The 24,273-nt window shown below is 35.0% G+C and carries 20 protein-coding genes and 2 pseudogenes; 2 read left to right on the forward strand and 20 right to left on the reverse strand.

Annotated features, from left to right (window positions below; all coding sequences use genetic code 11):
• Positions 1 to 20: 20 nt before the first annotated feature.
• Complete coding sequence (gene yidD, locus GJE18_RS06925; RefSeq protein ID WP_037565613.1) at positions 21 to 251, forward strand: membrane protein insertion efficiency factor YidD; 231 nt, start codon at positions 21 to 23, stop codon at positions 249 to 251.
• Here yidD and menC read toward each other — a convergent pair.
• Both menC and menE read right to left on the reverse strand, forming a co-directional pair.
• The gene (menC, locus tag GJE18_RS06930) at positions 248 to 1,237 is read right to left on the reverse strand and encodes an o-succinylbenzoate synthase (protein WP_060551304.1); all 990 of its coding nucleotides are present in this window, start codon (positions 1,235 to 1,237) and stop codon (positions 248 to 250) included. The two genes, yidD and menC, sit on opposite strands and share 4 nt — an antisense overlap.
• Entirely contained in the window at positions 1,234 to 2,640 is a 1,407-nt protein-coding gene (gene menE, locus GJE18_RS06935; RefSeq protein ID WP_060551305.1) for an o-succinylbenzoate--CoA ligase, read from the reverse strand. Before menE ends, menC begins: the two co-directional genes overlap by 4 nt.
• Before the next feature lie 276 nt (positions 2,641 to 2,916).
• Here menE and GJE18_RS06940 point away from each other — a divergent pair, with 276 nt between their 5' ends.
• A complete protein-coding gene (locus GJE18_RS06940) occupies positions 2,917 to 3,210 on the forward strand; it encodes a hypothetical protein (RefSeq protein ID WP_060551306.1) in 294 nt (97 codons plus the stop codon).
• A gap of 507 nt (positions 3,211 to 3,717) precedes the next feature.
• Here the strand turns inward: GJE18_RS06940 and GJE18_RS06945 are convergent.
• The 18 genes and pseudogenes from GJE18_RS06945 to GJE18_RS07025 form a co-directional block, all read right to left on the reverse strand.
• Positions 3,718 to 4,209 (reverse strand): Asp23/Gls24 family envelope stress response protein, encoded by a 492-nt coding sequence (locus tag GJE18_RS06945; protein ID WP_060551307.1) that lies wholly within the window; start codon positions 4,207 to 4,209, stop codon positions 3,718 to 3,720.
• Positions 4,210 to 4,246: 37 nt separating this feature from the next.
• Entirely contained in the window at positions 4,247 to 4,489 is a 243-nt protein-coding gene (locus GJE18_RS06950; protein WP_060551308.1) for a DUF2273 domain-containing protein, read from the reverse strand.
• 20 nt (positions 4,490 to 4,509) lie between these two features.
• Positions 4,510 to 5,055, reverse strand: a complete 546-nt coding sequence (amaP, locus tag GJE18_RS06955) for an alkaline shock response membrane anchor protein AmaP (protein ID WP_165886111.1) — start codon at positions 5,053 to 5,055, stop codon at positions 4,510 to 4,512.
• A 561-nt stretch (positions 5,056 to 5,616) separates the two neighbouring features.
• On the reverse strand, positions 5,617 to 6,471 hold the full coding sequence (locus GJE18_RS06960; RefSeq protein WP_107369005.1) for a PrsW family glutamic-type intramembrane protease: 855 nt from the start codon (positions 6,469 to 6,471) through the stop codon (positions 5,617 to 5,619).
• 713 nt (positions 6,472 to 7,184) lie between these two features.
• On the reverse strand, positions 7,185 to 8,030 hold the full coding sequence (locus GJE18_RS06965; RefSeq protein ID WP_060551311.1) for a PrsW family glutamic-type intramembrane protease: 846 nt from the start codon (positions 8,028 to 8,030) through the stop codon (positions 7,185 to 7,187).
• Positions 8,031 to 9,545: 1,515 nt separating this feature from the next.
• Complete coding sequence (locus GJE18_RS06970) at positions 9,546 to 10,934, reverse strand: N-acetylmuramoyl-L-alanine amidase (RefSeq protein WP_165805218.1); 1,389 nt, start codon at positions 10,932 to 10,934, stop codon at positions 9,546 to 9,548.
• Between the two features lie 25 nt (positions 10,935 to 10,959).
• A complete protein-coding gene (locus tag GJE18_RS06975) occupies positions 10,960 to 11,256 on the reverse strand; it encodes a phage holin (protein WP_107396743.1) in 297 nt (98 codons plus the stop codon).
• Between the two features lie 45 nt (positions 11,257 to 11,301).
• Positions 11,302 to 13,437, reverse strand: coding sequence for a phage baseplate upper protein (locus GJE18_RS12260; protein ID WP_165886112.1), 2,136 nt, complete (start codon positions 13,435 to 13,437; stop codon positions 11,302 to 11,304).
• 15 nt (positions 13,438 to 13,452) lie between these two features.
• A pseudogene (locus tag GJE18_RS06985) lies at positions 13,453 to 15,225 on the reverse strand (glucosaminidase domain-containing protein); the annotation flags it as partial.
• Positions 15,226 to 15,335: 110 nt separating this feature from the next.
• Positions 15,336 to 15,956 (reverse strand): AP2/ERF family transcription factor, encoded by a 621-nt coding sequence (locus tag GJE18_RS06990; protein WP_165805076.1) that lies wholly within the window; start codon positions 15,954 to 15,956, stop codon positions 15,336 to 15,338.
• Positions 15,957 to 16,208: 252 nt separating this feature from the next.
• A pseudogene (locus GJE18_RS12345) lies at positions 16,209 to 16,316 on the reverse strand (hypothetical protein); the annotation flags it as partial.
• A gap of 127 nt (positions 16,317 to 16,443) precedes the next feature.
• Complete coding sequence (locus tag GJE18_RS06995) at positions 16,444 to 16,743, reverse strand: DUF2951 family protein (protein ID WP_103346113.1); 300 nt, start codon at positions 16,741 to 16,743, stop codon at positions 16,444 to 16,446.
• 25 nt (positions 16,744 to 16,768) lie between these two features.
• Positions 16,769 to 16,906 carry an XkdX family protein gene (locus GJE18_RS07000; protein ID WP_103346112.1) on the reverse strand — a complete coding sequence of 46 codons (138 nt, stop codon included), beginning with the start codon at positions 16,904 to 16,906 and terminating at the stop codon, positions 16,769 to 16,771.
• Positions 16,903 to 17,253 carry a hypothetical protein gene (locus tag GJE18_RS07005; protein ID WP_165805222.1) on the reverse strand — a complete coding sequence of 117 codons (351 nt, stop codon included), beginning with the start codon at positions 17,251 to 17,253 and terminating at the stop codon, positions 16,903 to 16,905. The genes GJE18_RS07000 and GJE18_RS07005 overlap by 4 nt, the downstream gene beginning before the upstream one ends.
• A gap of 1 nt (position 17,254) precedes the next feature.
• Entirely contained in the window at positions 17,255 to 18,796 is a 1,542-nt protein-coding gene (locus GJE18_RS07010) for a BppU family phage baseplate upper protein (protein WP_165805221.1), read from the reverse strand.
• Positions 18,796 to 21,459 carry a peptidase G2 autoproteolytic cleavage domain-containing protein gene (locus tag GJE18_RS07015; protein ID WP_165805220.1) on the reverse strand — a complete coding sequence of 888 codons (2,664 nt, stop codon included), beginning with the start codon at positions 21,457 to 21,459 and terminating at the stop codon, positions 18,796 to 18,798. Before GJE18_RS07015 ends, GJE18_RS07010 begins: the two co-directional genes overlap by 1 nt.
• A gap of 11 nt (positions 21,460 to 21,470) precedes the next feature.
• Positions 21,471 to 23,324 (reverse strand): SGNH/GDSL hydrolase family protein, encoded by a 1,854-nt coding sequence (locus GJE18_RS07020; RefSeq protein WP_165885828.1) that lies wholly within the window; start codon positions 23,322 to 23,324, stop codon positions 21,471 to 21,473.
• A gap of 11 nt (positions 23,325 to 23,335) precedes the next feature.
• Positions 23,336 to 24,271 carry a phage tail family protein gene (locus GJE18_RS07025; RefSeq protein ID WP_165805180.1) on the reverse strand — a complete coding sequence of 312 codons (936 nt, stop codon included), beginning with the start codon at positions 24,269 to 24,271 and terminating at the stop codon, positions 23,336 to 23,338.
• Positions 24,272 to 24,273: the final 2 nt, after the last annotated feature.

Consider the following 24,273-nt stretch of genomic DNA (forward strand, 5'->3'; position numbering starts at 1 on the left):
TAATAAGAGGAGGCCCAAGCTTGAGACAACTATTTATATTACCTATACGATTTTATCAAAAATTTATATCTCCACTCACACCGCCATCGTGTAGATTTTATCCAACATGCTCAAACTATACCATAGAAGCGATTCAGGTTCATGGTGCGTTGAAAGGCACGTGGTTAGGGATTAAACGTATTTTAAAATGCCATCCCCTACATAAAGGCGGCTTTGATCCTGTTCCTCTTAAAAAAGATAAAAAGCACTAATATGGCTCTAAAAGTTGACGATCAATTTGAGGCGGTTCAAATTTCAATTCACCTTGTTGAAGTTGACCTGACGTCTCACATAAATCATGTTCAAAGTAATAGCCGTGCGGTGTCACATCTCCTGCAAAATCACCATGAATACTAATTAGGGCTGTAAAATAACGACTTAAAGCCGTTTCATACATGCCACCAATAACGACTTTTAAACCTTTGTCTTGCAAATATGTCATAGCACTTAATGCTCTATCGATGCCTCCAAGACGAAATGGTTTAAGTACCACGACTGAAATCGGATACGTATGAATCAGTTGTAAAATACGTTCTAATGACGTAGCAGACTCGTCAATCGCTATTGGTGGCAGCATCCCTTTATCCCCCATCAACCTTAAATCTTCAAAAGGTTCCTCTATATATGCAATCTCTTCTTTCCCTAATGCATTTAAAGTAGGAATATTTGCCTCAGTCAAAGTTTGATTGGCATCTATACTCATTGGCACATCAGGATAAATCGTACGTATCATATGCACTTGTTCTAATATATCTGAAGACCACTTTAATTTTAGACGTGCAGTGTCATTCAAATTTAAAACTCTTTCATTGAAGTCCCCATTAATCGTTTGAACGGTTGGCACATTAAAAGTAGGTAGTGTATGAAATATCGGATATATTGCCATTATTAATGTAGCACGTGCAGCTGGCTTATCATTTAACTTATCTAACCAAGCTATAACTTCTTCAAAACGCGTAAATGTTTGATTTTTAATTGAACAAAACCATTGTGAAATGGCATGTTTAACATCGATAATTGTTTCTTTATAATACCAGTTGGTCTCAAATACATTTGCTTCTCCAAACCATTCTTTGCCTTGCTCATCAACCAAACCTATTACAAGAGTTTTCCGTTGTGTCATCGTTGTTTTAGGCGTCATGATAGGTTGTTTGAATTTTGGTGAAAAATTATAAAAATGAATGTCTATGAATTTCATTTTTCTACCTCTACTAAATGTTGACGTTGTAATTTTCCAGTACTTGTATAAGGTAACATTTCCACTATATAAATCGCTTTTGGAAGTTTAAATTTTGCAAGTTGCTCTTTCAAATAGTTTTCTAAAATAGGAATCACAGTTTCACCGAGTTCACTCACAATATATAATACGGGCACCGCACCCCATTTATCATCTGGTGTCCCTACACACATCGCATCTTTAACACCTTTTAGTGATTTGGCTTTCGATTCAATTTCAAAAGGATACACATTTTCTCCACCACTAATGATTAAATCTTTTCGCCGGTCATATATCGTTACATAGTCACCATCTATGCTTGCTATATCTCCAGTGTTAAAATAACCTTCCTCGTCAAACATTGAAGCGTTAATTGATTCAGGATAAAGATAGCCATTCATAACATTATCACCTTTAACAAATAGCACCCCATGCCCATCACTATTCACGTCTTTAATTTTTATACATTGTTGTGCACTTACACATCCTACCGTGTTAGGACGTTGATTCAACATTGCTGGTGATGCAGTTAAAAATTGAGAACATGTTTCAGTCATGCCAAACGAGTTGTAAATTGGAAGCTGATATTCTAATGCTTTTGTAATCAATGTACTATCTAATTTTGCACCACCAAGAAGAATTCTCTTAAGCGTGTAAGGTTTCTTCAACCCTGATTGCATTAAGCGAATTAACGTTTGCGGAACAAGCGAAAGATGTGTAATGTGTTTATGTTGTATGCATGCTAAAATAGCTCCAGCGTCGAATTTTTCTTTTAAATACACTGTAAACCCATACAAAACACTTCTAATAATGATACTTAATCCCGATATGTGATAAATAGGTAAAACTGTTAGCCATCTTGACTCATCTGAAAATCCCAATGTTTCATAACAGGCTTGAGCACTTGCTTGATGATTTTTGAAAGTTTGCGGAACTGCTTTTTGAGGTCCAGTTGTACCTGATGTAAACATAATCGATGCGATGCGTTCCATGTTAAGAGGTTGTCGTCTAGCATTCGTCGTTGAATGAGAACATAATGCTGTATAGTTCATAATATGAAATTCTGACGCTAACTCAAGTGGCAACGTCGTAATAACATCTCTTACTTTGATTGAATTCAGTTGTTTTTCAATTTCATGACGTGTTAGACGATGGTTAATCATGACGATTTCAATACCATACAGCCAAGCCGCATGAATACATATGATGGCTTCAATTGAATTATTTACATATAATCCTATACGTGACCGTTCAAGTTGATTGAACTGTGCGCCTAGCTTCACAGCTTGATCATAAAGCGCTTTAAATGTTAATACACGCGTATCCGTCTCTACCGCAATTTTATTTGGCGCTATACGCGCTTGTGTTTCAAGCCAATGTTCCATGTATTAAACCTCCAACCACTATCTATTACCTATTATAATGCTAATTTTAATGACTTGCATAAGAATGACTCAAAATATTGACCAATTACTAATAAAGCGTGCTTTCTATTCATTTTAAGCACATACATATTAATATAGACAAGTGTAAAATTAGCAAACAACTCTACATCACACCTAATATACCACGCTAACTAAAGATGTATATAAAATTGGAATAATGTCATTACAAATTACAGAATAGGGTAAAGTATTAAAAATAAACATAGAGGTGAAAAAATGGAGAAAAAAACACTCATAGAGAATTATATTGATTTAGCAGCTTCTAACAATTTAAAACTCGCAATTACATTAAAAGGTAATGTTGTATTTGGTAAACCTTATACATCAGATCATAGTGATAAATTTCAACAACAATTAAAAGAAATTAGTAATGACATTCAAGCGAATTTAAAATCACCCATTGGTTTTAATCTTAAAGATGTCACATTAGTGTCTGGAGATAAAAGCACATCGTTAGCGCATTTATTTATTTTCGTAGATGATATTACTGCTGTAACATTAGTAGATTAATGATTTATTATATGAATCGTTTATATATTCAAAATTGACCACAATAATCACTGTTCAATCACCTTCAAAACACTTTTTCAAGTGACTTTTGAAGGTGTTTCAAGTATGTATTATTCGTTTACAAATGAGCATATTAATTTAAAGCTAAAGTTCTCCTCAAACACTTTAGTAACGCAATATTCAGTATACTAGTTACTGCATACGCCATCGTTTTATTCAAGCGTGAATAAGGTTGTAAGGCACGAATGCTCTTACTATAGTAACCCTATAAATTACGTGTTTCTCATCCCTTTCTGTCTACGTAATGATGCGGGCGATTTGAGCAAAAACGTTGGTTTAGAACACAATATTTCCAACTCGTTTTGTCTCAGTCATTTATAGTTATATATTATTACAATTTTAATATATTTTTTTAACAACACCTTATACATAAAAAGAACTGAGACATACGAGCCCCAGTTCCGCTATGGCATCACACATTGTCTTAAAGTATGTGCGCCTTCAATATTATTGTAAGCTTTTACTTTCATTGTTTTGTTTATTACGCTCGTTTTTTTGTTGCCATTCTTTTCGTGTCATAACATCATCTACTTGCATGTTTACTTCTACAACTTCTAATCCAGTCATATGTTTGACTTGTTCTTTAATCATTTCAGTCACTTTACGGAAAATTTTAGGTGCTGATTCACCGTATTCCAAAATAACTTTTATATCAACCGCTGCTTGCTTTTCACCTACCTCAGCACTCACACCTTGTGTGACGTTATTACCATTTGAGAACGAACCACTTATGCTGTCTACAAAACCACCTTTCATATCTAAAATACCATTGACTTCACGTGCTGCAATACCAGCAATTTTTTCAACTACTTCATCTGTGAAAGTAAGACTATTTTTGAATTGTGGTTCACTTTGAGCGTTTTTTTCTTTTTCTTCACGTACTTTATCATTCACACCTGTTTGTTCATTATAAGCTTGTTTGAAATTTTGATTAGCCATCTAAAACACTCCTTTTAATTAATATTTTTCATCTAAACTAACTAAGTCTATTTATGAAATTCAAGAAATCTTGTGTACAATCTTTAATATACCCTAATCCTATTCCTACTAAACACAAAAAGGTTATTAGGATAGTTTTCCAAAAACCAAGTGTAATAAATAAAATAGCTAAAATTAGAAATAAGAAAAAGCCAATAATACGCCATTGATATGCACGAAAAAAAATCGCTAACGTATCAACTGTAGCTTGGTGTGATTGGTGATTTTCATTATTATTCATGGAAACCCTCCTTTTTACAACTATACAACACGTGGCTCATTTGAATTTTTTCGTTGATCACGTATATTTATCTCAAGGGTACGCACAGGTATCTCCGTAAAGTGTTCCACACGTTCTTTAATGTCGTTGCGAATTTTCTCATTGAGCGTTTGTACATTTGTTGTACTTGTTGGTACTAAATAATCTACTTTGATATCAATATAACTATGATTCTTCTTATTATAAAGCTTAGAGATTACGTTAGGTTGACGGATATCATCATATTGTTTCAACGTATCGTAAACTGTATTTTCAATAGATTTACGAGAAATATAAATATGACCGTCACTATAATCTTTATATAAACCTGGTTTTCGATACGTCGGTTTAAATGCGCTAAAGAATAATATTAAACCGATTAAAATTAATAGCCCTGCCAATCCAATCAATAATGGTTGAAACCAAATGAATTGGTAAAAATAATTTTGATATTGTTTTATGGATTGATGATCTATGTACATAAATAATAGAAAACCAACAATCACAACAATCAACAAGCCTAAAATAAAGTTCTTCAATCTTTTCATTATTATTCTCACCTCCTGAAAACATTAACTACTCTTAAATCTACCCTTGAAAAAATAATGAAAAACCTAATATGATAAAATTTATTAAAAGTATTCAATACCACGTCTTGCTTTCTTGATTTGAAAATTTATTATTCATTTTTAATATTATATAATTGAAAATGATAAACCGAGAAATTCATCATAATGTGTTCTCAATCTTCACATAAAAAAATCGGGTTTTTATTTAGTCACTTTTATATGAAATATCATAATTTAAAAAGGTATAATGCAGTTTCAATTTAGTGGATTTTGAAATAGGATAAGGCTAAAAATGGTGTTATGTTTGAAACTAGAGACGAAAGTGACATGAGTCAACAACGGATGAATCATTCTCAAAAGAATGTGCAAATGTTGACGTAAAACATGAGAGATAGTGATAAAAATTTTGTGATTGAGCTAAAAATAGGTCCTATACTTTTATTAGTCAATGAAGCTTTCGCTCATCTCACTAAAAGCATAGAACCTATAAAAAATATTAAGTTATTTCTCGAGAATGAAATTGTTCCTTTTCATTACTAACTATTTATTCGGCAATTGTCCTTTTTGTTGCGACACAATTTTGTCCACCGTTTTGAATGCTAAAAGTGCAAGCGATAAATTTATTGTTAGTAGTAGAACTGTGAAATCACCAGTATTAGAACCTATACCATCATTGAATGGTGTATTGTAAATAAAGTGCGCAAAATATGCTACCAACATCCAAACTAAACCTTGTACTTTCGATATGCCAGTATTTTTAGCAATTAGAGCAACGATACCGATAGCAAATATTAGTGTAAATACCCAATGTGTACCTCCAGAAAAAGCAATACGTTCTAGAAGTAGAGAAAAACCGTCAGCTTTAGCTTTAAATATCTCTTGGAAAGTAAAATTACAGTCTTCGATAATTTGGAAACCAAGACCAATAATCATTCCGCTCACTAACGCATTTTTTAAATCCATTTTTTTAAGGATCAGCAGTACAAGTAAAACTGTAAATCCTTTACCAAATTCTTCAGCTAATGGACCACTAATAGCCGCTCCCCAATCTGCTAAAATCGCATTTGGAACTTTTAAAATAACAATTGTTGTATAGCCTACAATTGTATGGCCGATATCTGAAAAATAAACAGAAACAGTTAAAGCCATAACCCAACTTAAATGAATTACTCTTTTTGAAATTTCAAAGCGTTTTGCTAAATATCGAGTGAGTAAAATTAATGGTATTGCATATATTGCAATAAGTGCAATATTGAGCAAAAACAACGGATACTTGTTTTCTAATCCATCCGGTTTACCAAAACTCTCATAAAAGATTCTGCAACCTGAGAAAAAACTCCATATTGCAAAAAGTATAAGCGCATGATATTTGTATTTGTTAAATAAATTTTTCATGATGTACCTTTCCTATAAGTATTTTGAATAAATTAGAATAATACAAGGGCACAACGATTAAATTCTATCCCGTGCAAAAGATGAAGGTAAATAAATGTTACGCATAGCAGTACAAAGTAATATAATGTCCCCTCATCAATAACACACTTCGTGAATACTAAATGATTTTCGTTTAAAATATGACTTTTAACTTCCAATCATCACCAGTGCAATATTGTATTACTATAAATTCATTAACCATATTATATATACACAAACTATAAATAGTCTATAAATTAATGTATTTTTAAGATTTGCAACAAATATACTCCTTGAGATAACACAATGAATGCTTTGGGCATTTCCATACATTTTATTCGTTAAAAATTAAACTTAATCAAAAGAATAGAAATTTTCATGAGGTTTGGTTCAATGGGCAACCTCTTAAATAAGGATATATGTTACTTATAATTATTTAGAATAAACCAATACAAAGCATCATTCGTTATTGATATGCATGATTACATCAACTTTATCACAATGCCATTGATTACCTGCTTATCCCTTTAATTAATTACTTTGCTCTCCTATTTTGACTGCTTATAGCTCCTATTCGATTAATAAAAAATGAATACCACCCGCTTGCCCGGGTGGATTTGATATTGTTTTCCAGTATTATTATTTAGATCACATTTACAGTAAATCAATGTTCATTTTTAATTTGTTTTTTCAGATTAAGCGTCTTCGGTTCTTTTCGATTCAATTTTATCGACTGATTTAATAGCTACAATTGCTAAACATAAGTTAAACGTTAAAATTAATACAGTCACTTCCCCAGTTTTTGAATCAATGCCATCATTGAACGGTGAGTTGACTAAGAAATGCGCGAAAATACCCATCATTAACCAGAAAACACCTTGTATTTTACTAAATCCAGTATTTTTAGCAATCAGTGCTACCATTCCCACTGCAAATAAAATAGAGAATGTCCAATGGGTACCGCCTGCATGTACAATACGTTCAATTAAAGTTGCAAAGCCTTCACCATTTGCTACAAATACGTTTCGGAATGTAAAAATACAGTCTTCAATTATTTGGAAACTTAAGCCAACGATCATACCACTGACTAACGCATGTTTTAAATCCATTTTTTTGAAAAGCAGTAAGATAATTAGAACTGTCAACCCCTTTGCAAATTCTTCAGCAAATGGACCTGATACAGCAGCGCCCCATTGATTAATAAAAGATTGTGGTGGGTTAATTACTTTAATCCAAAAAAGTGCAACAATCAAATGGCCTATACCGGACAAATAAAGGGAGGCAGTTAAACCCATAATCCAACTTAACGTCACTACTTTTTTAGAAATCTCAAAGCGTTTTGTTAAATAACGTGCCAATAGTATCAAGGGAATTGCGTAAATAGCGATAAGAGAAATATTAAGTAAAAATAATGGATACTTTTCTTCAAAACCATTTGGCTTACCAAAGTTAGTAAAATAGAGTTTAAAACCAGAAATAAAGCTCCACACCGCAAAAATTACAAGTGCATGATATTTGTATTTTTTCAAGAATTTTTTCATGATGTTTCTCTTCCTATACATAATTTTTTGAATACCAAAATTAATACCTTGCATATAGGTAGACAATCTTACAAAAAGACGAAATCGTATAGACTTATTTTGAAATACCATAGTCCTCTAAACTACCGTCACTATCAGAGTTATCATCTAATTACTCACACAGTTTATAATAATCATCTTTTTGTTTTAAAAATCTCCTTATGCGCATTTGATATTCTATCAATCCTTTAATAATATTATATACCAATAAACTTTAAATCCTTTTATATTTAATAGATTATTAAGGTTTTGGTGGTTGATCTAAGTTAACCTTAAGCTAAAGACTGACATACTAGCAATGCATACTCAAAACTTGTTTTGCCGTAGAATAGGTTGCCATTCTCAATTTGACCATCATAACAGTGAACGATTTAACTTGAAACCTTAACTATATCTTTGTTTTACATAAATGACTGACTATGAATACTGTAAAACGTAAATCATTAAATGATCAACTAATTGAACAACCGTTCCCTTGGACGTTACGTATCTAATACAATGTTCACATTAGACAACTAGAAACAGCAAAAACCGTCATATCAACGTTTGTGATTACGTGATACAACGGTAGATTTACGAAATATAAATAATTAACGGAGAGTGAGGGACAATTGATATTCCCTACCATTATCTAAAACCGCATAACTACAGTATTTTCAGAGTTTTAGTTTCTATCTAAAACTAACAAAACAAAACTATTTTGACACGTGATTGACACGTGCAACATAAAAAGCGACCCTTTTACAGGTCGCTTACTTTATATCGAGTGAAGGGCAAAAAGGGTATCAATTGCCGGGATAAGTGTTAAGTTACTAGGCCACTTAACAGGCTATATAGTTCACTCCTACTATATAAAAATACATCACATAAACCTACCCCATTTTGGGACACAGCAAACCGATTCGTCAATCGCACATGTGAATGCTCAGTTAATGTGATGTAGGCACTTTAAGCGGTCTGTACCAGCGACCGAGTCATTTCAAGAATGACCATTTCATACGTCTATTATAACACAAAAAAAGCAACCACTACTATAATGTACATTCGCGACTACACATTATAGCTTATACGGTTGCTTGCCTTTTTGTGGTTTACTATCCTACCACCAAAGTCATAGTCGTATCCAACCTTCAGACAAGAAGCGAGGCCAATAAGGCTAAGGCTTGTAGATATAGTATAACACAAAAAAAACAGGCTAACCGTTTCGGCTAGCCTGCAAATACACTTATATTTACGTATAAAACAACCACGTAAATAAGATAACATAGAAAAAGAGCAGCCTCAAGGGCTACTCTCACAAACTTGGAAAATATACATTTTTAGGACGACCTAAAAATAATTTAACGCAAACAAAAAAGACGGTCAATTAAGACCGTCCCACTTTTTGAACATTACATACAAGACACAAGGTTATAATTTGAGCATAAGGGAATATGCCTAAAAATAATTTAACATATACATATTTTGTAAATCAACTCATAACCACTTAATATTTCCCCAATACTTTTCATTCTTTATTTTTTCTTCCTTATCTGTGATTTTACATACAGCACAATAGAAATAGGCTTTACTTGCCCCTGGTGCCTGGTATTTAAATCTTATCCACCAGTAACCATCTTTTTTAATCACTTGATCAAACTTAACCCAGTCATCTTTACTATATAGCCAAGACGCTTGGTCAACCACTTCGCCATTTAATCCTGCTTGGCGTCGGACTTTAATCGCTCTGTCTGGATAGAATGTTCCACTTAACCCCCAAGATATACGATTAACTTGTGTTTTACCCGCTAACGTACCGCCGATAGGTTTACCGTGTATAGCCCCAGCTATCTCACGACAATATTTATCAATATTTCTCTTGATATAATCCATATCACTTTTGTTAGTGATAAAACCTAATTCAGCTAGTCTGTAATTGACGTTTAACTCTGCTGATACATTGACATTCAACAAGTCATTACGTGGCGTCACACCTCGAATTTGACCCAAATTAGACTTAATGACAGACTGTATGCCATTGTCTATTGTGTCTGCATTAAACTTATTTGAAATAATGACATGCCCACCACTAGCGCCTCCACCTGACCAGTCTAAATGAAACTCAACAACTACATCAGGATTCTGGTTGTGCTTAAGCCAGTATAAGCCATAATCTTTTTTATTACCTAGACGCTGACCATATGCAGTGTCTTGATACATATCTTGCGACATGTTAGACCCACCGTACAAATAAACATCATGTCCTGCTGTTCGTAGATACTTGGCGACATTTGGCACGATGTTCTTACGTATAAAATCACGTTCATTAGTCCCATTACCTGTTGCGCCTGGATCTGCATAGCCATGTCCTGGCACTAAAGCTATTTTAAGCTTTTTAGGGTTAGGTTGCTTCGACGGTAGGACATTCTTGATGGATTTCTTCCCAGCATAATTTAAACGAATAAACCACATCGGATTGTCATATTGGTGCCAACGTCTTGTCGCAGTTTCCCAACCTGGACGTCCATTTACATATCCTCCACCTTGCCAGTTCTGCTCAATCACTTCGAAACTATTTAATGTCGCTTGAGTCACTATTGCTACATGACCACACCCGCCACCATATCGTCCATTGAATATTACAATGTCACCAGGTAAAGGAAGAAAGTTAGGTGTATTCTCATGTACAGTTGCGATATTATTTAAAACTGATGCATTGTCTGTATGAATGTTTTTGGCATACATACCACTTAACCTTAATCCAGTCGTATAGTTAAAATACGCATTAGCATAGTCGTAACATTGGTAACCGTAGGCACCATCAAAGTCGTATTGCTTACCTACAGAGTTATTGAGCCATTTTATAGCCTCATCTAAAGTTCTCATTTAATCACCTCAAAAAAGAGAACCCCTAAAGGTTCTCCTCGATTTCAACTGGTTCGACAATGTCTTTTTGAGGCATAGCGCCAGTTGCTTTAATATACTTTTGTTCAGCTTTGTACTTTTTCATTTTTTGGTTAGCCCATTCAGCTTCTTTTGTATTTGGGTTGTTCTTCCATGCCATATACAAACCCATAATAGTCATAATGATTGATGATATATCTTCCTCACTAAAAACTGGTAGAGGGTTGATACCTTTAGTTGTTAGATACTGATTTAATAAAGCTAATAGTAATACAATATAACGTGCAATTACTTTAATATTCATTTAATTCATCTCCTCATAATAAAAAGCCGACCAATTAAGGTCGACTTATATTAAATATTGTATCTTTGGAAACTCTGTAGTTCTTATAGCCATTTTGAATCGCCATTCTGTATTTTCATTCACCGTTTCATCCTTAAAGTGTTGGTTGTACACTTTACCCATTGTTGCATTACGATGTTCTATCCAAGTGTCGCCTTTCCGACTATTCTCATTAATGCGCATTGTGTTTATAAAGTCATAAAACGTGAACGCTGTAACAACACTATTTGTGTTGTTTGTTAATAAAAATGATTTAGCTTGTAGTTTTTCCGGCGTCATTTGCACTCTGTAAGTCCCGGAAGTGTCGGGTGTATATAGATTATTCATTGAAGTTTTGATCGTGTCTACATTTTTAGTAAAGTAAGGTATCATACCAGCATAGCCAGTTTTCACATATGTGTTTTTTAAAAATTTAACATAACCATTTATTACTATATCTCCATTTTTAAGCGTGTGATTAGTGATTATATTCATCAAATCCACACTATTTACACGTCCATATACATCTTGTATTAGACTTACAGATTTAAGTCCAGGATACACAACATCAGTAACAAACTTTAAATCCACACCATCACCAATGAGTTTAGTGTCTGATTTAGCAAACGCTGTTCCAATTGAGTTATGTTCAGGGACGAATTGTTCTCCGCTAGATTCATCAGCGCTTCTAATTTGTATAGCAAAATCTTTATTTGAATAGCTGTATAATGATTGTATTTCGTTTGATAATACTGGAACTAATTTAAAGATGTTTAACGTACCTTTAACGTCTTGTGGGCGTTGCCCTCCATAATTCAGCCAGCCCCTTGGAGTGGAAGTTGGATGTTCAGGGTCTTGTCCTTTAAATACCATTTTAATTGTGTGTTTTTTATATTCTAAACCATCAAACAACAGTTGTTCTTTATCAACCACAGTAGTTTCTGACCAAGTAGATATTGTTTTTTTCTTTTCATAAATACTACCCTCATCAAGGGTTACCTCCCAAATACCGCCAACGTTGGAACAGTACGAGACAAAATTTATTTTATCAGCAATCACTTCACCTACCAGGGTGGCACCTACTGTTTTTGCGAAATAATTAGGTGGATAACTAGTGTCAAATTGACTAGAGTCAACAATTTGAAGATTTTGATACCCTATGGATTTATTTTCTAAATTGAAATCTCCAATCTCCGTTTCGCGCAGGATTATATAATCATCTTTTGTGTTTTTGTTAAACCAAACCCTTAAAGCTCTATTTTTACTTATAGGTTGTACAATGTGGAAAGTTTTAGAGGGGGCATGTGTAATAGTCACTACCATATTGTCTGTAGTAGTGGTTAAATTTTTCAGACTTTCAACAAAATCCGTTTGAAAGTTAAAGTCCACTTTTGATTTTAGTGAGTCAAAATTTCCTTTCGCTAAATCTGTTTCGACCTTTCCACTTTCTCCTGGAGGACCTTGTTCCCCACGTTCGCCTTGAGGACCTTGTGGACCAGTTGCACCAATAGGGCCCGTTTCTCCTGTATCACCTTTGATACCTTGTATTCCCTGTTTACCTTGCTCTCCAACGTCTCCTTTGTCGCCTTTAGGTCCAGTGGCTCCAGTTTCTCCTTTGTCGCCTTTAGCTCCCTTAAATAAATCAGGATTGCTATTTAAATGCTCGATCACATCAGTATTAAGGCGTGCTTCGAAGTCATCGCCTAGAAGTTGAATAGCGTTCTCTTTTACGATACGGCGGACAGTGTCATCTACAAGGGTTACAGATATTTCTTTCTGAACTACATCTTCAATACCACTATCTACAATTTCAAAAGAAAAATTAGCTACATGGATTGACTGTATATCATCTTCTAAAAATAATTTGCAATCCACCACGCCAATGTGTTTAATTACTTTTACAGGAACGTTATATTGTATTAAACCGCTGTGTGGCATTATTAAATCAACTGGTTCGTTCATAAAAATTGAACCATCTTCTAAAAATAAATCTAATTTGGGTTTCATTTTTGTTTGAGTTAGATCAACCGGATTACCTTCGTAATTAATCCTAACTCTAACAATAGCGGTATTCTCATCTTCTGTATAAAAACGAGTACCGATATTACCAATAGATACGTTTTGGGTATTTATACTAGTGTTTACTTGAGCTATTTTATACACAGTTTATCCACATCCTTACTTGTATTTATCTTGTATATAATATTGTCCTTTTAAACCGATACGTTTATAAAAGGTGCTGATATTGCTTGCTTGATGTTCGCACCATTCAATAGCAGTTGCATATTGATGCGTTGCAGGATTTTTAGGGTTCCATCGCATCCGGTACAATGTGTTTTGTCCTTTGTTGATATAATCCTGTCTTACGAATTTAGCTCCACCTATGATGGCTTTTGCTGGAGAAGTCCAACCTCTACTGCGCGCAAATGGTATGGCGTTATTAGGATTATTGTCAAAGGCTCCAATACCGAAATAGTTATATACTCCTGCGCTACCACTTGCAAAATAAGAACGTCCATTACCACTTTCTAATAATGCATGTGCAATTAGATAAATCTCATTGATGTTGTATTTTTTACACCCTTCCGCAAAAGCTTTTCCTTCCCCAGATAAAGTACCTTTGTCTTTTAATATCACATTCAATTTATCAATAGAAATACCTTGATACTTACCTAGATTCAGCATTTGATAGCGTTGTGTACTATTGTTCCAAATCGTATTAGGATTCATATATTTGCTAGTTTCAGAACGTGACGCAGCACCCCAACCCCAACTGTATGATTTCTGAGGCATACCACGTGCCATTTGTTTATCTAACGCTTGTTGGAAAGTAAAAGGACTTTTCTCGACTACAATTTGTGGCGTTGGAGCTGTAGGTACTTTAACACCATTAGAAGATGCCGTAGGTGTATCTACAGTCGTGTTACCTTTCATCTTTATCTGCATTTTAGTGGTTACTGTAGTAATAGTTTCGCTCATTAACTTATCTTTATTGAGGTACATTTCAATAACTTTTTTCTCGACTTCATCATACTTACTTTGGTCAGGTATACCATTTTTGATTAGGTCATAATTAATTAAATCTTTCATAGTTCGCCAGATATTAGGGTCTACTTTCAAGCTACTACGCGACAATTTTAAGTCTGTCCAACCTAACATCCACACACCGTAAATCAACGCTCTTATTTGATTCAACATGAATTGTCGTTTACCTTCTGTTTGACCACCACAGACTTCGATAACTAACCAACCAGGATATTGCGGAGCTTCTCTGTCATATGCTCTAGGTGTCCACACGCGCTCTCTATCGACATACACATGAGGGTATTCTCCTTCTTCGATATATTTATTGCGTTGTAAATAAAGCTCTTCTACAGAGCGCATATGCGATGATTCTTTGATGTATATTCCTTGAGGTTTAGGTTGCATATTGCCATAAGCTACTCTGTGGTCGATGTATTCTAATTTTTGATCCAGTATACTCGAAAAAGAAGTGTACTGTACTTTTTTGATTTCTTTCATTGATGGTTTGGGTTGGATAGCATCATTTTTAGGTTTATCATCATTTTCTGGAACTTCTGTAGGTTGTACTACTATAGCTTCAGGATGATAAGGAGGTCGGACAAATCCTGTCACACCATAATAACTATGTTTTTCTAACGAACCAGGAGACCCCGTCCATCCGTTTGAGTTACGCCAGTTTTGATCTACTGAATAAAAATAATTTTTGTTAGATGGACCTACAACGATAGCTGTATGTCCTGTACCATTATTGAATGAATCTTTACCCCATACTGCTATATCACCAGGTTTAGGTACAAAATTTGAACTGTTCGGATAAAATTTAAAACCTTTAGGGTATTTATAAAAAGCCATATGCATGGCGTTACCCCATGTAATAAAACCCCAATACCTTTTAAAAATATAGTTAGGTGTATCCCAACATTGCGTTTGTATTTAATTTAGCGCCTTTCCCCGTATTAATTTCTCAATACGTTTGTATAACGATAAATTGCTCTATAAAAAGAGCCTCATGTTTTCACATGAGACTAGACTATATCTTAATATTCATTTTTAGCTTTTTTATATGCTAAATGCGCTTCTTCTGCAGTTTCGTAAACACCTAAGTATATAAATTTTTTGTTTTTGTACAATTGAGCTTGATACTTATTTATTTTAGGTTTATAAGTGACACCAGTATATCCTGTTTTATTGTGATATTTTCTACGATTATTTGAATTTTCTTTATGACTTACCCATCGGCAATTTGAAGGTTTATAATCATCGTCATTATCAATTCTATCTAGCTCAGCTCCTTTAAAAGGAACATCTCCCATATCTTTATAAAATTGCATAAAGTCATCTTTCCATTCATCACAAACTTTTATACCCCTACCACCATAGGCATTATAAAATTCGTAATTAGGATTATAGCACCTTTGTTTCATACCTTTCCATTTATGATAAATTAATGTACCTGTCATTCCATGTTTTTTATGATGGCTATCTTTCGTTAGGCAACCACAGCTTTTAGAGTACCCGTTTTTCACTTCAGTACCTATCATAACTTTTTCTTTGCCGCATCTTGTACATAAACATTTGTATAACTTCTTTTTATGTTTATTTCTACCGTAAAATTCCAATACTTTCAAATAGTTAAACTGCATACCTACAATGTCCATTTGACCACTCCTTATTAGCTGTCAATTACATTGTATCACACTTTTATGAATATTTAATGCACAGTCTACAAATTTGTAGCGCTTAGTCGTTGAACGTTCCTCTACTGTTACCATAGAGGCTTCGCTGCTGATTGCCCAATCCTTAATATTTTTATACATTCACGCTTACCGTTGCCAGTTACGTTGTAGTTATTAAGGCTCTAAGGGTGTTCCAGCAATTCACATTATTTTTTTACGTGGAACCCTTAGTTAAGCACCACGATATCCATCTATATCAATGCGTTTGCCAATGTTAGATTTAGCCCATGCTGCAACTTCACTCGCAGTCGGTTTTCTAACTCTAGGGTTAGGTAATCCCATTTATGCACCTCTTTTCTGCATAATAAAAAGCCGACGCCGAAGCGCCGACTTTCACTTAATTATTTACATCTACCAAACCAAAAACATGCCCAAAAACTGTATCCAAATAGCATGGCGCTCACCTCCCTTATATGCCAAAAATCGTCCGCAATACTGCAATAACAATCGTACTTAAGATAGTACCGATTAATCCGAGAATCCACATTTTTATATCTCTGATATTTTTAGCATTTTTTTCTTTATTCTTTTCTTCTTCTTCTCGATTGCGTTTCATTTCATCAAGAGTTCTGTCGAGTTTATCCCCGACTTTTTCTTGCGCTCTAAGACTCTGTTCGATTCTGTCAAGCTTTTCAAACGTAGTCTTATCATTTTCTTCTAAACGCATAATGCGCCATTCGTGCTCACGTCGTTTGATAAAGCCAAACACTACGCCACCTACTTTGTTTTATTATCTACAGCACTTGATACTCCACCCCTGTAATAGTTTTATATTCTTCGGCTGTAATCCATTTACAAACGACAAATATTTTAAATTGATCGTTTGTGTATAAATTTTCATCGTACAAATACTTTAGCCCTTCTACACTCATCCCATAGCCCCTCCTTTTAATTGCGCAACTTCTAAAGTAAGATTGCCTATTAAAGATTTCAATTGTGTCATTTCGCTCTCTTGCGCAGCCACCTTTATCGTTAATTGACTAATTAACAAGTCTTTATTAACACTAGTCTCTTTCGGCAGTGTCTTTTCAAATTCTTCTTTTGTTGATCCAATCCATTGATTTTTATAAACATCAAAAAAGGCAGGTAAATACACACCTTCCGGAACGGGTACTTCTGTATATTCAAATTCAGGATAAACATTTTCTCCTTCTTCATTTTTAACAACTAAAAAAGGTTGTCCATTATGCACGTTATAAACTACTTTTTCGATTTCCAATTTAATCACTCCATCTCATTTCGCCGTAAAAATAGCTATTTGAACGCCAAGCGTTTGTATCGCCATTAACGTAAAACCTTACCTCTCCACTAGGACGTATAGTCACATATCCACCAGCAAATGCAGTAGAAACCGGAACCCTTACTGGGAATGATTGCGAATACTTTGTGAATGTAGGAGGAAGTTGCGCTATGATTTGTCCACTGGTAACATTAGACCCGTTTAACCTTAGATAATTAGTTGTTAATGTACCATTCACAACCTTTCTATATGCACATTTAAAACCGGTTTCTTCGCCATCACTATTAAACGCTGCGTTAGAAGTAGCGCCATTTAATAAAGTGAATTCAATCCAACCAGTATCAGTAGGGATTAAATTTTGTTTCCACCCTTGCCAAACTCCTCCCCATTTAATATTAGTGATAAATTTGTCAGGAGAATTGTAAGGGTAATACGTTAATAATCTATAGTTGCCTACACCGATATTTGTCATAACACCATAATTATTTAGGTTATTTGGAGTATTAACCGCATTTGATACAACAAAGTTTAAATACGGATTCTGATTTAGCGCATTATCTAAATCATTAAAATCAAATTGCGTTGCAAATGTTAGATTTCCGTTATCTGGCGTCAATCTAAACTTTTGCCACTGCAACTCATTTAATTTACCGTCTAACTGTATTGGTTTTACAAACCCATCATTATTCAATGCGGAATTGAAATCAGCTACTTTAGAATCGATAGTTTCGTTAGCAGCTTGCGTTTTGTTATCAAACTCACTTACATGCTGTTTTACAGTTTCCTCAAAAGCAGATTTGTTTAAATCGTAACTAGAATTCACTTCGCTACGCTTCGAGTCGATTTGGCGTAACGCATCATCACGACTATTAACAACATCTTCTGTAGCATTATTTTTAGCATCTTCCAAATCTTTTAAAGTCTTAGATTGACTGAGTTCAATTTTGCTTAAAGCATCTTGTACAGTTTGTTTAACTAAATCAACTAGGCTAGTTAAACTGCCCACATCTTGTTTAACTTGTTCTACTTTCTTTTCGAGAACCTCTCTCAAGTCATCAAACATTCGAATGTAGCTAACCTTAATATCACTTTCGATTTGATTAACTAGACTGTCACGTACTTTAAACGAGAATGTGCCTAATACTACTGTGTCGTCTTTGTCGTTGTTGCTAGCGTCATTTAAGGATAAATACACTTCGCCTAGAACTGTCGAATTAGTGACGTTCTTCAAAAACCATTGAGGGACTGTTACGCCGACTAATCCACGCATAGGGTCAATGAATTCTAAATCTAAGACGCCAGATGTTGAAACTTTTTCTCCATCAACAGACTGTCCTTTAAAGAAGGCGTACCCTTTAACATTTTTGTCTGAAATAAGAAGAGGCTTGTCGTCTTTAGAGACCACAAATTGGAATTGCGCAGTATTCTTATCTAAATTGTAAAAGCCAATACCCCTGTCGGATATCGGCTTTAAATACGGTTCTTCTTCTAAATTAATTTTGCCTACTTTTTGTAATTCCACTAATTAACACCCCACAATACTAATGCAATGCCAAAACCTTTTTTATCATCGTATGGCGTTGTAATCTTCATGACACGACCTTTACCATTTACATTGTCTTTATATCCAATTCCAGCACGACCATTAACTAAATCGCCTGCTACAACGTCTTTTTCGACGTTTGTATAGATTTGACCGAGTAAACCTACTGTATTCCATTCAGGGCGTTCAGAACGCGACATATATTCGATTGACGGGTCGTAATCAGGATTCTCAACTGGTACATCACGCCATTCAAATTGCTCATGCCCTTCATCGTCAAGATAACTTACTTGCTTGTGTTCAGTCACAGTAACACCGTACTCATTTTTGAGGAACCTGTCCTTATGGTGGTAGGACTTTTCATTGGCTACTAATGCAGCAGTGCCTGAAATAACACCTATAGGCACATCATTTGGTTGCGCCTTACGTACCTTGTCACCATCTAAAGTAACAACTGTACCTAATTCAATCGCTTTGCCATTTTGTGATTCAAATAGTTCGGCAATATCGGCACTGTTTTGAGTAATCTTACCGGCAAGGGTTAAGTTACCGCTATAAGTGCTTAAATCGAATTTGATATTACTTGTGGAAGCTTCGCCCTTGTCTGAATATCCACCGACAATATGGTAGTTACCTGGCGCTTTAACACGGTTACTATTAATGACAATCTGTGTGTGTCCACCTTTAGTTGTTTCAGATTGTAGGGAAGAAATCACGCCTGAACGAGATCCGTAAGCTTTAGAGTTATAACCACTTCCGATGACATAACTCCGTGAATCGTAAGCTCTTGAATTACCTGTTGACGCTAACACAGCGCTCACTGGACTAACTGCGGCAGAACCTGTTGAACCACCTGTAAATCCACCTTTAACCACAGTAGGAACAACGTTATACTTTTCTTTCGCAATCACTGCGGCGTTTGTATAGTTATCAGCTGTAACACCACTAATAATAGTTGTATTATTGTAAGTCTCGATGCCGTTGCCTGGTCCATTACCAGTTAGATTACCGTTTGTGATTTTTAAATCGTAAATACCGCCCCCGCTAGCAATACCGATTTTATTTGATGAATTCCAAATGTTAACGTTATTAACTACGAATCGTTTACCTCTGTTAGCACCACCAAAAAACTTGATGTCTGCACCAGCATCTTTGAAGCCAGTAACATTGATATTGTTTAAAATTACATTCTCTGCCATAAACTGTACTGCAATTGCTGGCATTGTATAATCTGTCTTACCACCTTCTAATTTAGCGAATCTACTGTCACCAATAGCGGTGAAGTTGTTTACAGACACGTTTCGATAAGCGCTAATTAATAACGCCCTAGGCGATGTTCCAGCGTATATACCGTTATAATATGGATAAAGTGCTAAACAATTGTTTAAAGACACATCAAATGCAGTTTTACTTTTTGCGTCTGTAGCCGGTCTGTGATGTCCAATATGTCTTATGTTGTATGATCGGATATCCCCAATAGACACATGCCCGTTAACAAAGACACCACGTGCAGCACTTACTGCAGCATGACCTTTGATTTCAAGACCACTAAAATTACCTTCCGTCTTGTTGTTTGAAAGAAAAACGAATTGTGAACCGTCATCGATTTCAATTCCGTTATTATTACCTCCGCCAGTAGGTGTATGCGCGTAACAGTTTGTGATTGTTAAATAACGTGAATGGTGTGTTGTGATACCGTCATCTCCGCAACCATAAACTTCACAATTATCAATGTGTACGTGCTTACTTTCTAACGATTCAGGGACGCGATTACCGTCGCCTTGGTAAAAGTAATCGTCGCTAGCATATGTCACGTCGATACAGTGTAATAGTGCGTCATAAGACTTCACATTATAGACGTATCCGTTCGTTACACCAGCAAGACGGATATTACTTGAACGTGACCCTCCAGCAGGCTTTAACGCCTTATTCTGACGGAATTTATTACCATTAAAACTGAAATTCTCTAATGAAATGTTCTTAGCATAACCACTCATTTTTAAGTTTGTAATACCAATGTTTTCAGCAGGTGTGTTATCCATAAATTTAATGATTGTAATGTCTGCCCCTTGTCCAACTAAACGTGAATTGTTAGGCATTTTAATGCCAGTAGTTAAGTAGGTGCCAGCGCTCATGGTTACCATTCTGTTGCCATCTGCTAAAGCGTCAGCAAACGCTTGTGTACTATCCTTTTGGCCTGTAGGGTCACCGCCATAATCATCAACGTTAACTACACGCATGATTTTAGAAAGTAATTCAGTACGTAACTTTTCACGGTTATTCTTTTCGGTTAAAAAGTCGTGATATAGACGACTACTCAAACTGTCGAAATTTTGTGCATCCATACTTGTACGACTTGCGCGTAACTCTTGAACACCGTCACCATTATGACCTAATACAAGTGCTTCTATTTGCTTGCGTTGGTACTTCAACTCATCGGATGTTTTATTTGTCGTGCCATCAGATAAGGTGTGTAGTATTTGATTACTCGTATGTGATGTGGCTTGTTCTTTTTCGTGGTAGTTTTTATACTTTTCATTCTTATTTAAAGCAACTTCGATATCTTCCGCATTACTTTCTTGTTGAGATAAAAATTTATCTCCAAACAAAGAATGAAACTTCTTTATTAAGTTTATCGGCATTGTATACCTCCTTATTGATCATAGAAAAAGTAATAATCTTTTATAAGCTCGTACATGATGACCTCATGCCCTTTTTCATTAGGATGAAGTCCGTCAGGCATACTAGCTTTTCTAAACGCTGGGCTATATGGTTTGAAGTATTCTGAATGGTAAGCATCGAATACAGGTACGTTTAACTCATTACAAGCGATTACTTGAGCGTTAACGTAATCCTCTAACGTAAGCCCTAGCTTGTTTTTATCAGTATCTTTACGACGGATTGTATTACCATCCATAGGGCATTGCCTTGTAGCTGTCATTACCAATATCTTTGCCTTAGGATTATTCCTTTTAATCACTTCAATCGCACTATAAAAGGCACCATAAAACGTTTTTACATTCGTCTTATCAGTGCCTATATCTACATTTGCCAACCAGTCATCATCAGTACCTTGTACGATGATTAAATCTCCAGTTATTTTTGTAGCTTGATCATATATACTATTTTCATTAACAGTGGACATTGTTGCACCGCTCAACGCTAAATTTGTGTGTTTAGCTTTTATCTTTTTAGATAACATTTGAGTGAAATTCTCTTTCGCAAGACTACCTTTAGCGACAGAATCTCCTACAGTTCCAATCTCTTTTATATTACGAATACTAGATTTGCTTGTGAAGTCTTGTAAAATGGTTCCGTTTTTAGTCGTTACACTTTTACCATCTACCGCATCAACTTTGTCCTTCAGTTTGCCTGTAGTATCCAATATTTGTTGATTGGTCGCAGTGTTAGCATTTGTTTGCGCTCTCAATTCAAATGCTTCTTTAGCGGGATTATTAGATTTAAATGACTTAGCATAATTGGCAGCCTTAGCAACCGCTTTGTTATACCTATCTTCCATAGTAAAAGCGCCCAATACAACGTCTTGCTTGACAATGTTGTTATAAGCGTCACGTTCTGTCGTGATTTCGATAATGCGGACAACATCGTTATAACCGATTAAATCATCTGACACACGTACAACATCACCTATTTTAGGGTCAGCTTCCGGGAATTTCTGTTTAAGTGAAACGAAGTCTAATGATATAGACGTCTTGATACTTTCATCAATGGCTAATTCCATAGCTTTTTTAAGTGAATCCTCTTTTTTCATGCGCCCATCTATAATAGGTGGAGCGTGACGCTTGCCTACTAAATCAGCGAGTGGGTGGGTATATTCAAATTGCAAACTAGCCTCGTCATACGATTGTTGATCTTCGAAACCGCCAAAGCCTTTTATAAACGTATAGCACTGCGTTGAATCTTCTTGTATCTTCACATTGTTCGCGTTCACACCAGCTTTAATAAAATAGTTCGCTTCTTTTTGTACTGTCTCGTACAAATTAAATGTTTTAGTCTTAGGATCATAATCGTACTCAAGATGAAATCGTTCTAAACCTTTTTTGAATAGGTCTAAATTAGTATCTGCATTACCCAAATTTTCAAACCTACTAGCTTTTACATTTTCGTGTAATTTATATTTATATCCAGTGTTTTTAAACACTAAATCGAAATATTTTTGACCAGTAAAACTACCTGTGTATTTTTCGTAAACTCTAATTGAATTTAAGTCATCTAATTCTACAAGCCTTGCCTTAATACTCAACTTCTCTTTGTTACCAACAGAAGTTTTATCAAGTACAACTATTCGATATTCATTGTAATCTTCAGGACCAGCCACTTGTGTGATCGTCCACATCTTAGTTATTGCTCCAATGGCGTCAAACGTCGATTTATTCTCAACAATATCAAGTTCTAAAGTGCCATCTTCTGCTAATTTGTGGTTTGTCTTTGTACCTACGTAGAGGGTAGTCCCTACACCTTGTAAACTTTTTAATAATACTGGCAATGGATAACCCCCTAACGTGTGTATATTTTGTGTTTGAACACAATTTTTTGAACTGTTTGATTCATTTTGAAATGATTCCAACCAGGTACTAATACCGGTTGTTCTAAGGTTCGATTATAATTATCAATTCTTAGATTGTTACGGTATGTGTGTAATCCGTCTAATTTAATAACGTCACCAGCTTTTAATTCTAAGCCTTTAATCTGAATCATATTACTTTCAGACATGTAGAATGTAAAACCTTTATCGTCGCTTTTACTCACATTCTTACCTAGTGTGATTTCAACGATGCTATCTTGGTTAAATTGATTTATAGGCACACTACCGTTGTAATACACATCTTCATAAGCGACATTCTCGAATGTGTATTGCCGTCTGTAATCATTTCTATTAAAAGGAAGCCTGTCGGGTATCGCCCATTTCTCCATGTTTGAGTCACCCTCTAAATCGGTACTATACCCAATACTTTCGAAATAAGGTAAATCTACAGTTTCAAAATCTAACGTAAATTCCCCGCCAGTACGTCCTGTGTCGAATGAAACCTCGTTTACCAAACCTACATATATTTGCCTACCATCAACATATTCTAATTCGAATTCTTGCTTTTCATCCGAGAAGATACTTTCGAATTTAATATCGTTATCAGGTGTAGCTAATTCTCTCAAATAAAAATGGCCACTAAACAAATCTTGTATAGCAGCCTTTAAATGTGATGCAAATGCGATACGATCCACATCATAACGTAAGGTTAATTTAACGACCTTCTTTTCTTCTATAGTGGAATTGTGAAACCTACCATTTATACGTTCTACGTTGTCGAATTTACGTTCATAACCCGCGCCTTCGACATTATAAGAAACAACCCGCAATACATCGTTTGTAAAGGGGTTGTTACTGATACGGTACTTCTTATTGTTTTTAACAATTTCTATATCATGCGCAATCAATT

The sequence above is a fragment of the Staphylococcus agnetis genome, assembly GCF_011466855.1.
Classification (GTDB): domain Bacteria; phylum Bacillota; class Bacilli; order Staphylococcales; family Staphylococcaceae; genus Staphylococcus; species Staphylococcus agnetis.

Excerpts from the sequence above, each read along its gene's own strand:
- GJE18_RS06960 (WP_107369005.1), bottom strand. The coding sequence starts at position 6,471 with ATGAAAAATTTATTTAACAAATACAAATATCATGCGCTTATACTTTTT.
- GJE18_RS07000 (WP_103346112.1), bottom strand. The coding sequence starts at position 16,906 with ATGAGTGTAGAAGGGCTAAAGTATTTGTACGATGAAAATTTATACACA.
- GJE18_RS06950 (WP_060551308.1), bottom strand. The coding sequence starts at position 4,489 with ATGAATAATAATGAAAATCACCAATCACACCAAGCTACAGTTGATACG.
- GJE18_RS07015 (WP_165805220.1), bottom strand. The coding sequence starts at position 21,459 with ATGCCGATAAACTTAATAAAGAAGTTTCATTCTTTGTTTGGAGATAAA.
- GJE18_RS06965 (WP_060551311.1), bottom strand. The coding sequence starts at position 8,030 with ATGAAAAAATTCTTGAAAAAATACAAATATCATGCACTTGTAATTTTT.
- GJE18_RS06940 (WP_060551306.1), top strand. The coding sequence starts at position 2,917 with ATGGAGAAAAAAACACTCATAGAGAATTATATTGATTTAGCAGCTTCT.
- GJE18_RS06990 (WP_165805076.1), bottom strand. The coding sequence starts at position 15,956 with ATGGACATTGTAGGTATGCAGTTTAACTATTTGAAAGTATTGGAATTT.
- amaP (WP_165886111.1), bottom strand. The coding sequence starts at position 5,055 with ATGAAAAGATTGAAGAACTTTATTTTAGGCTTGTTGATTGTTGTGATT.
- GJE18_RS06970 (WP_165805218.1), bottom strand. The coding sequence starts at position 10,934 with ATGAGAACTTTAGATGAGGCTATAAAATGGCTCAATAACTCTGTAGGT.
- menE (WP_060551305.1), bottom strand. The coding sequence starts at position 2,640 with ATGGAACATTGGCTTGAAACACAAGCGCGTATAGCGCCAAATAAAATT.
- GJE18_RS06945 (WP_060551307.1), bottom strand. The coding sequence starts at position 4,209 with ATGGCTAATCAAAATTTCAAACAAGCTTATAATGAACAAACAGGTGTG.
- menC (WP_060551304.1), bottom strand. The coding sequence starts at position 1,237 with ATGAAATTCATAGACATTCATTTTTATAATTTTTCACCAAAATTCAAA.
- GJE18_RS06975 (WP_107396743.1), bottom strand. The coding sequence starts at position 11,256 with ATGAATATTAAAGTAATTGCACGTTATATTGTATTACTATTAGCTTTA.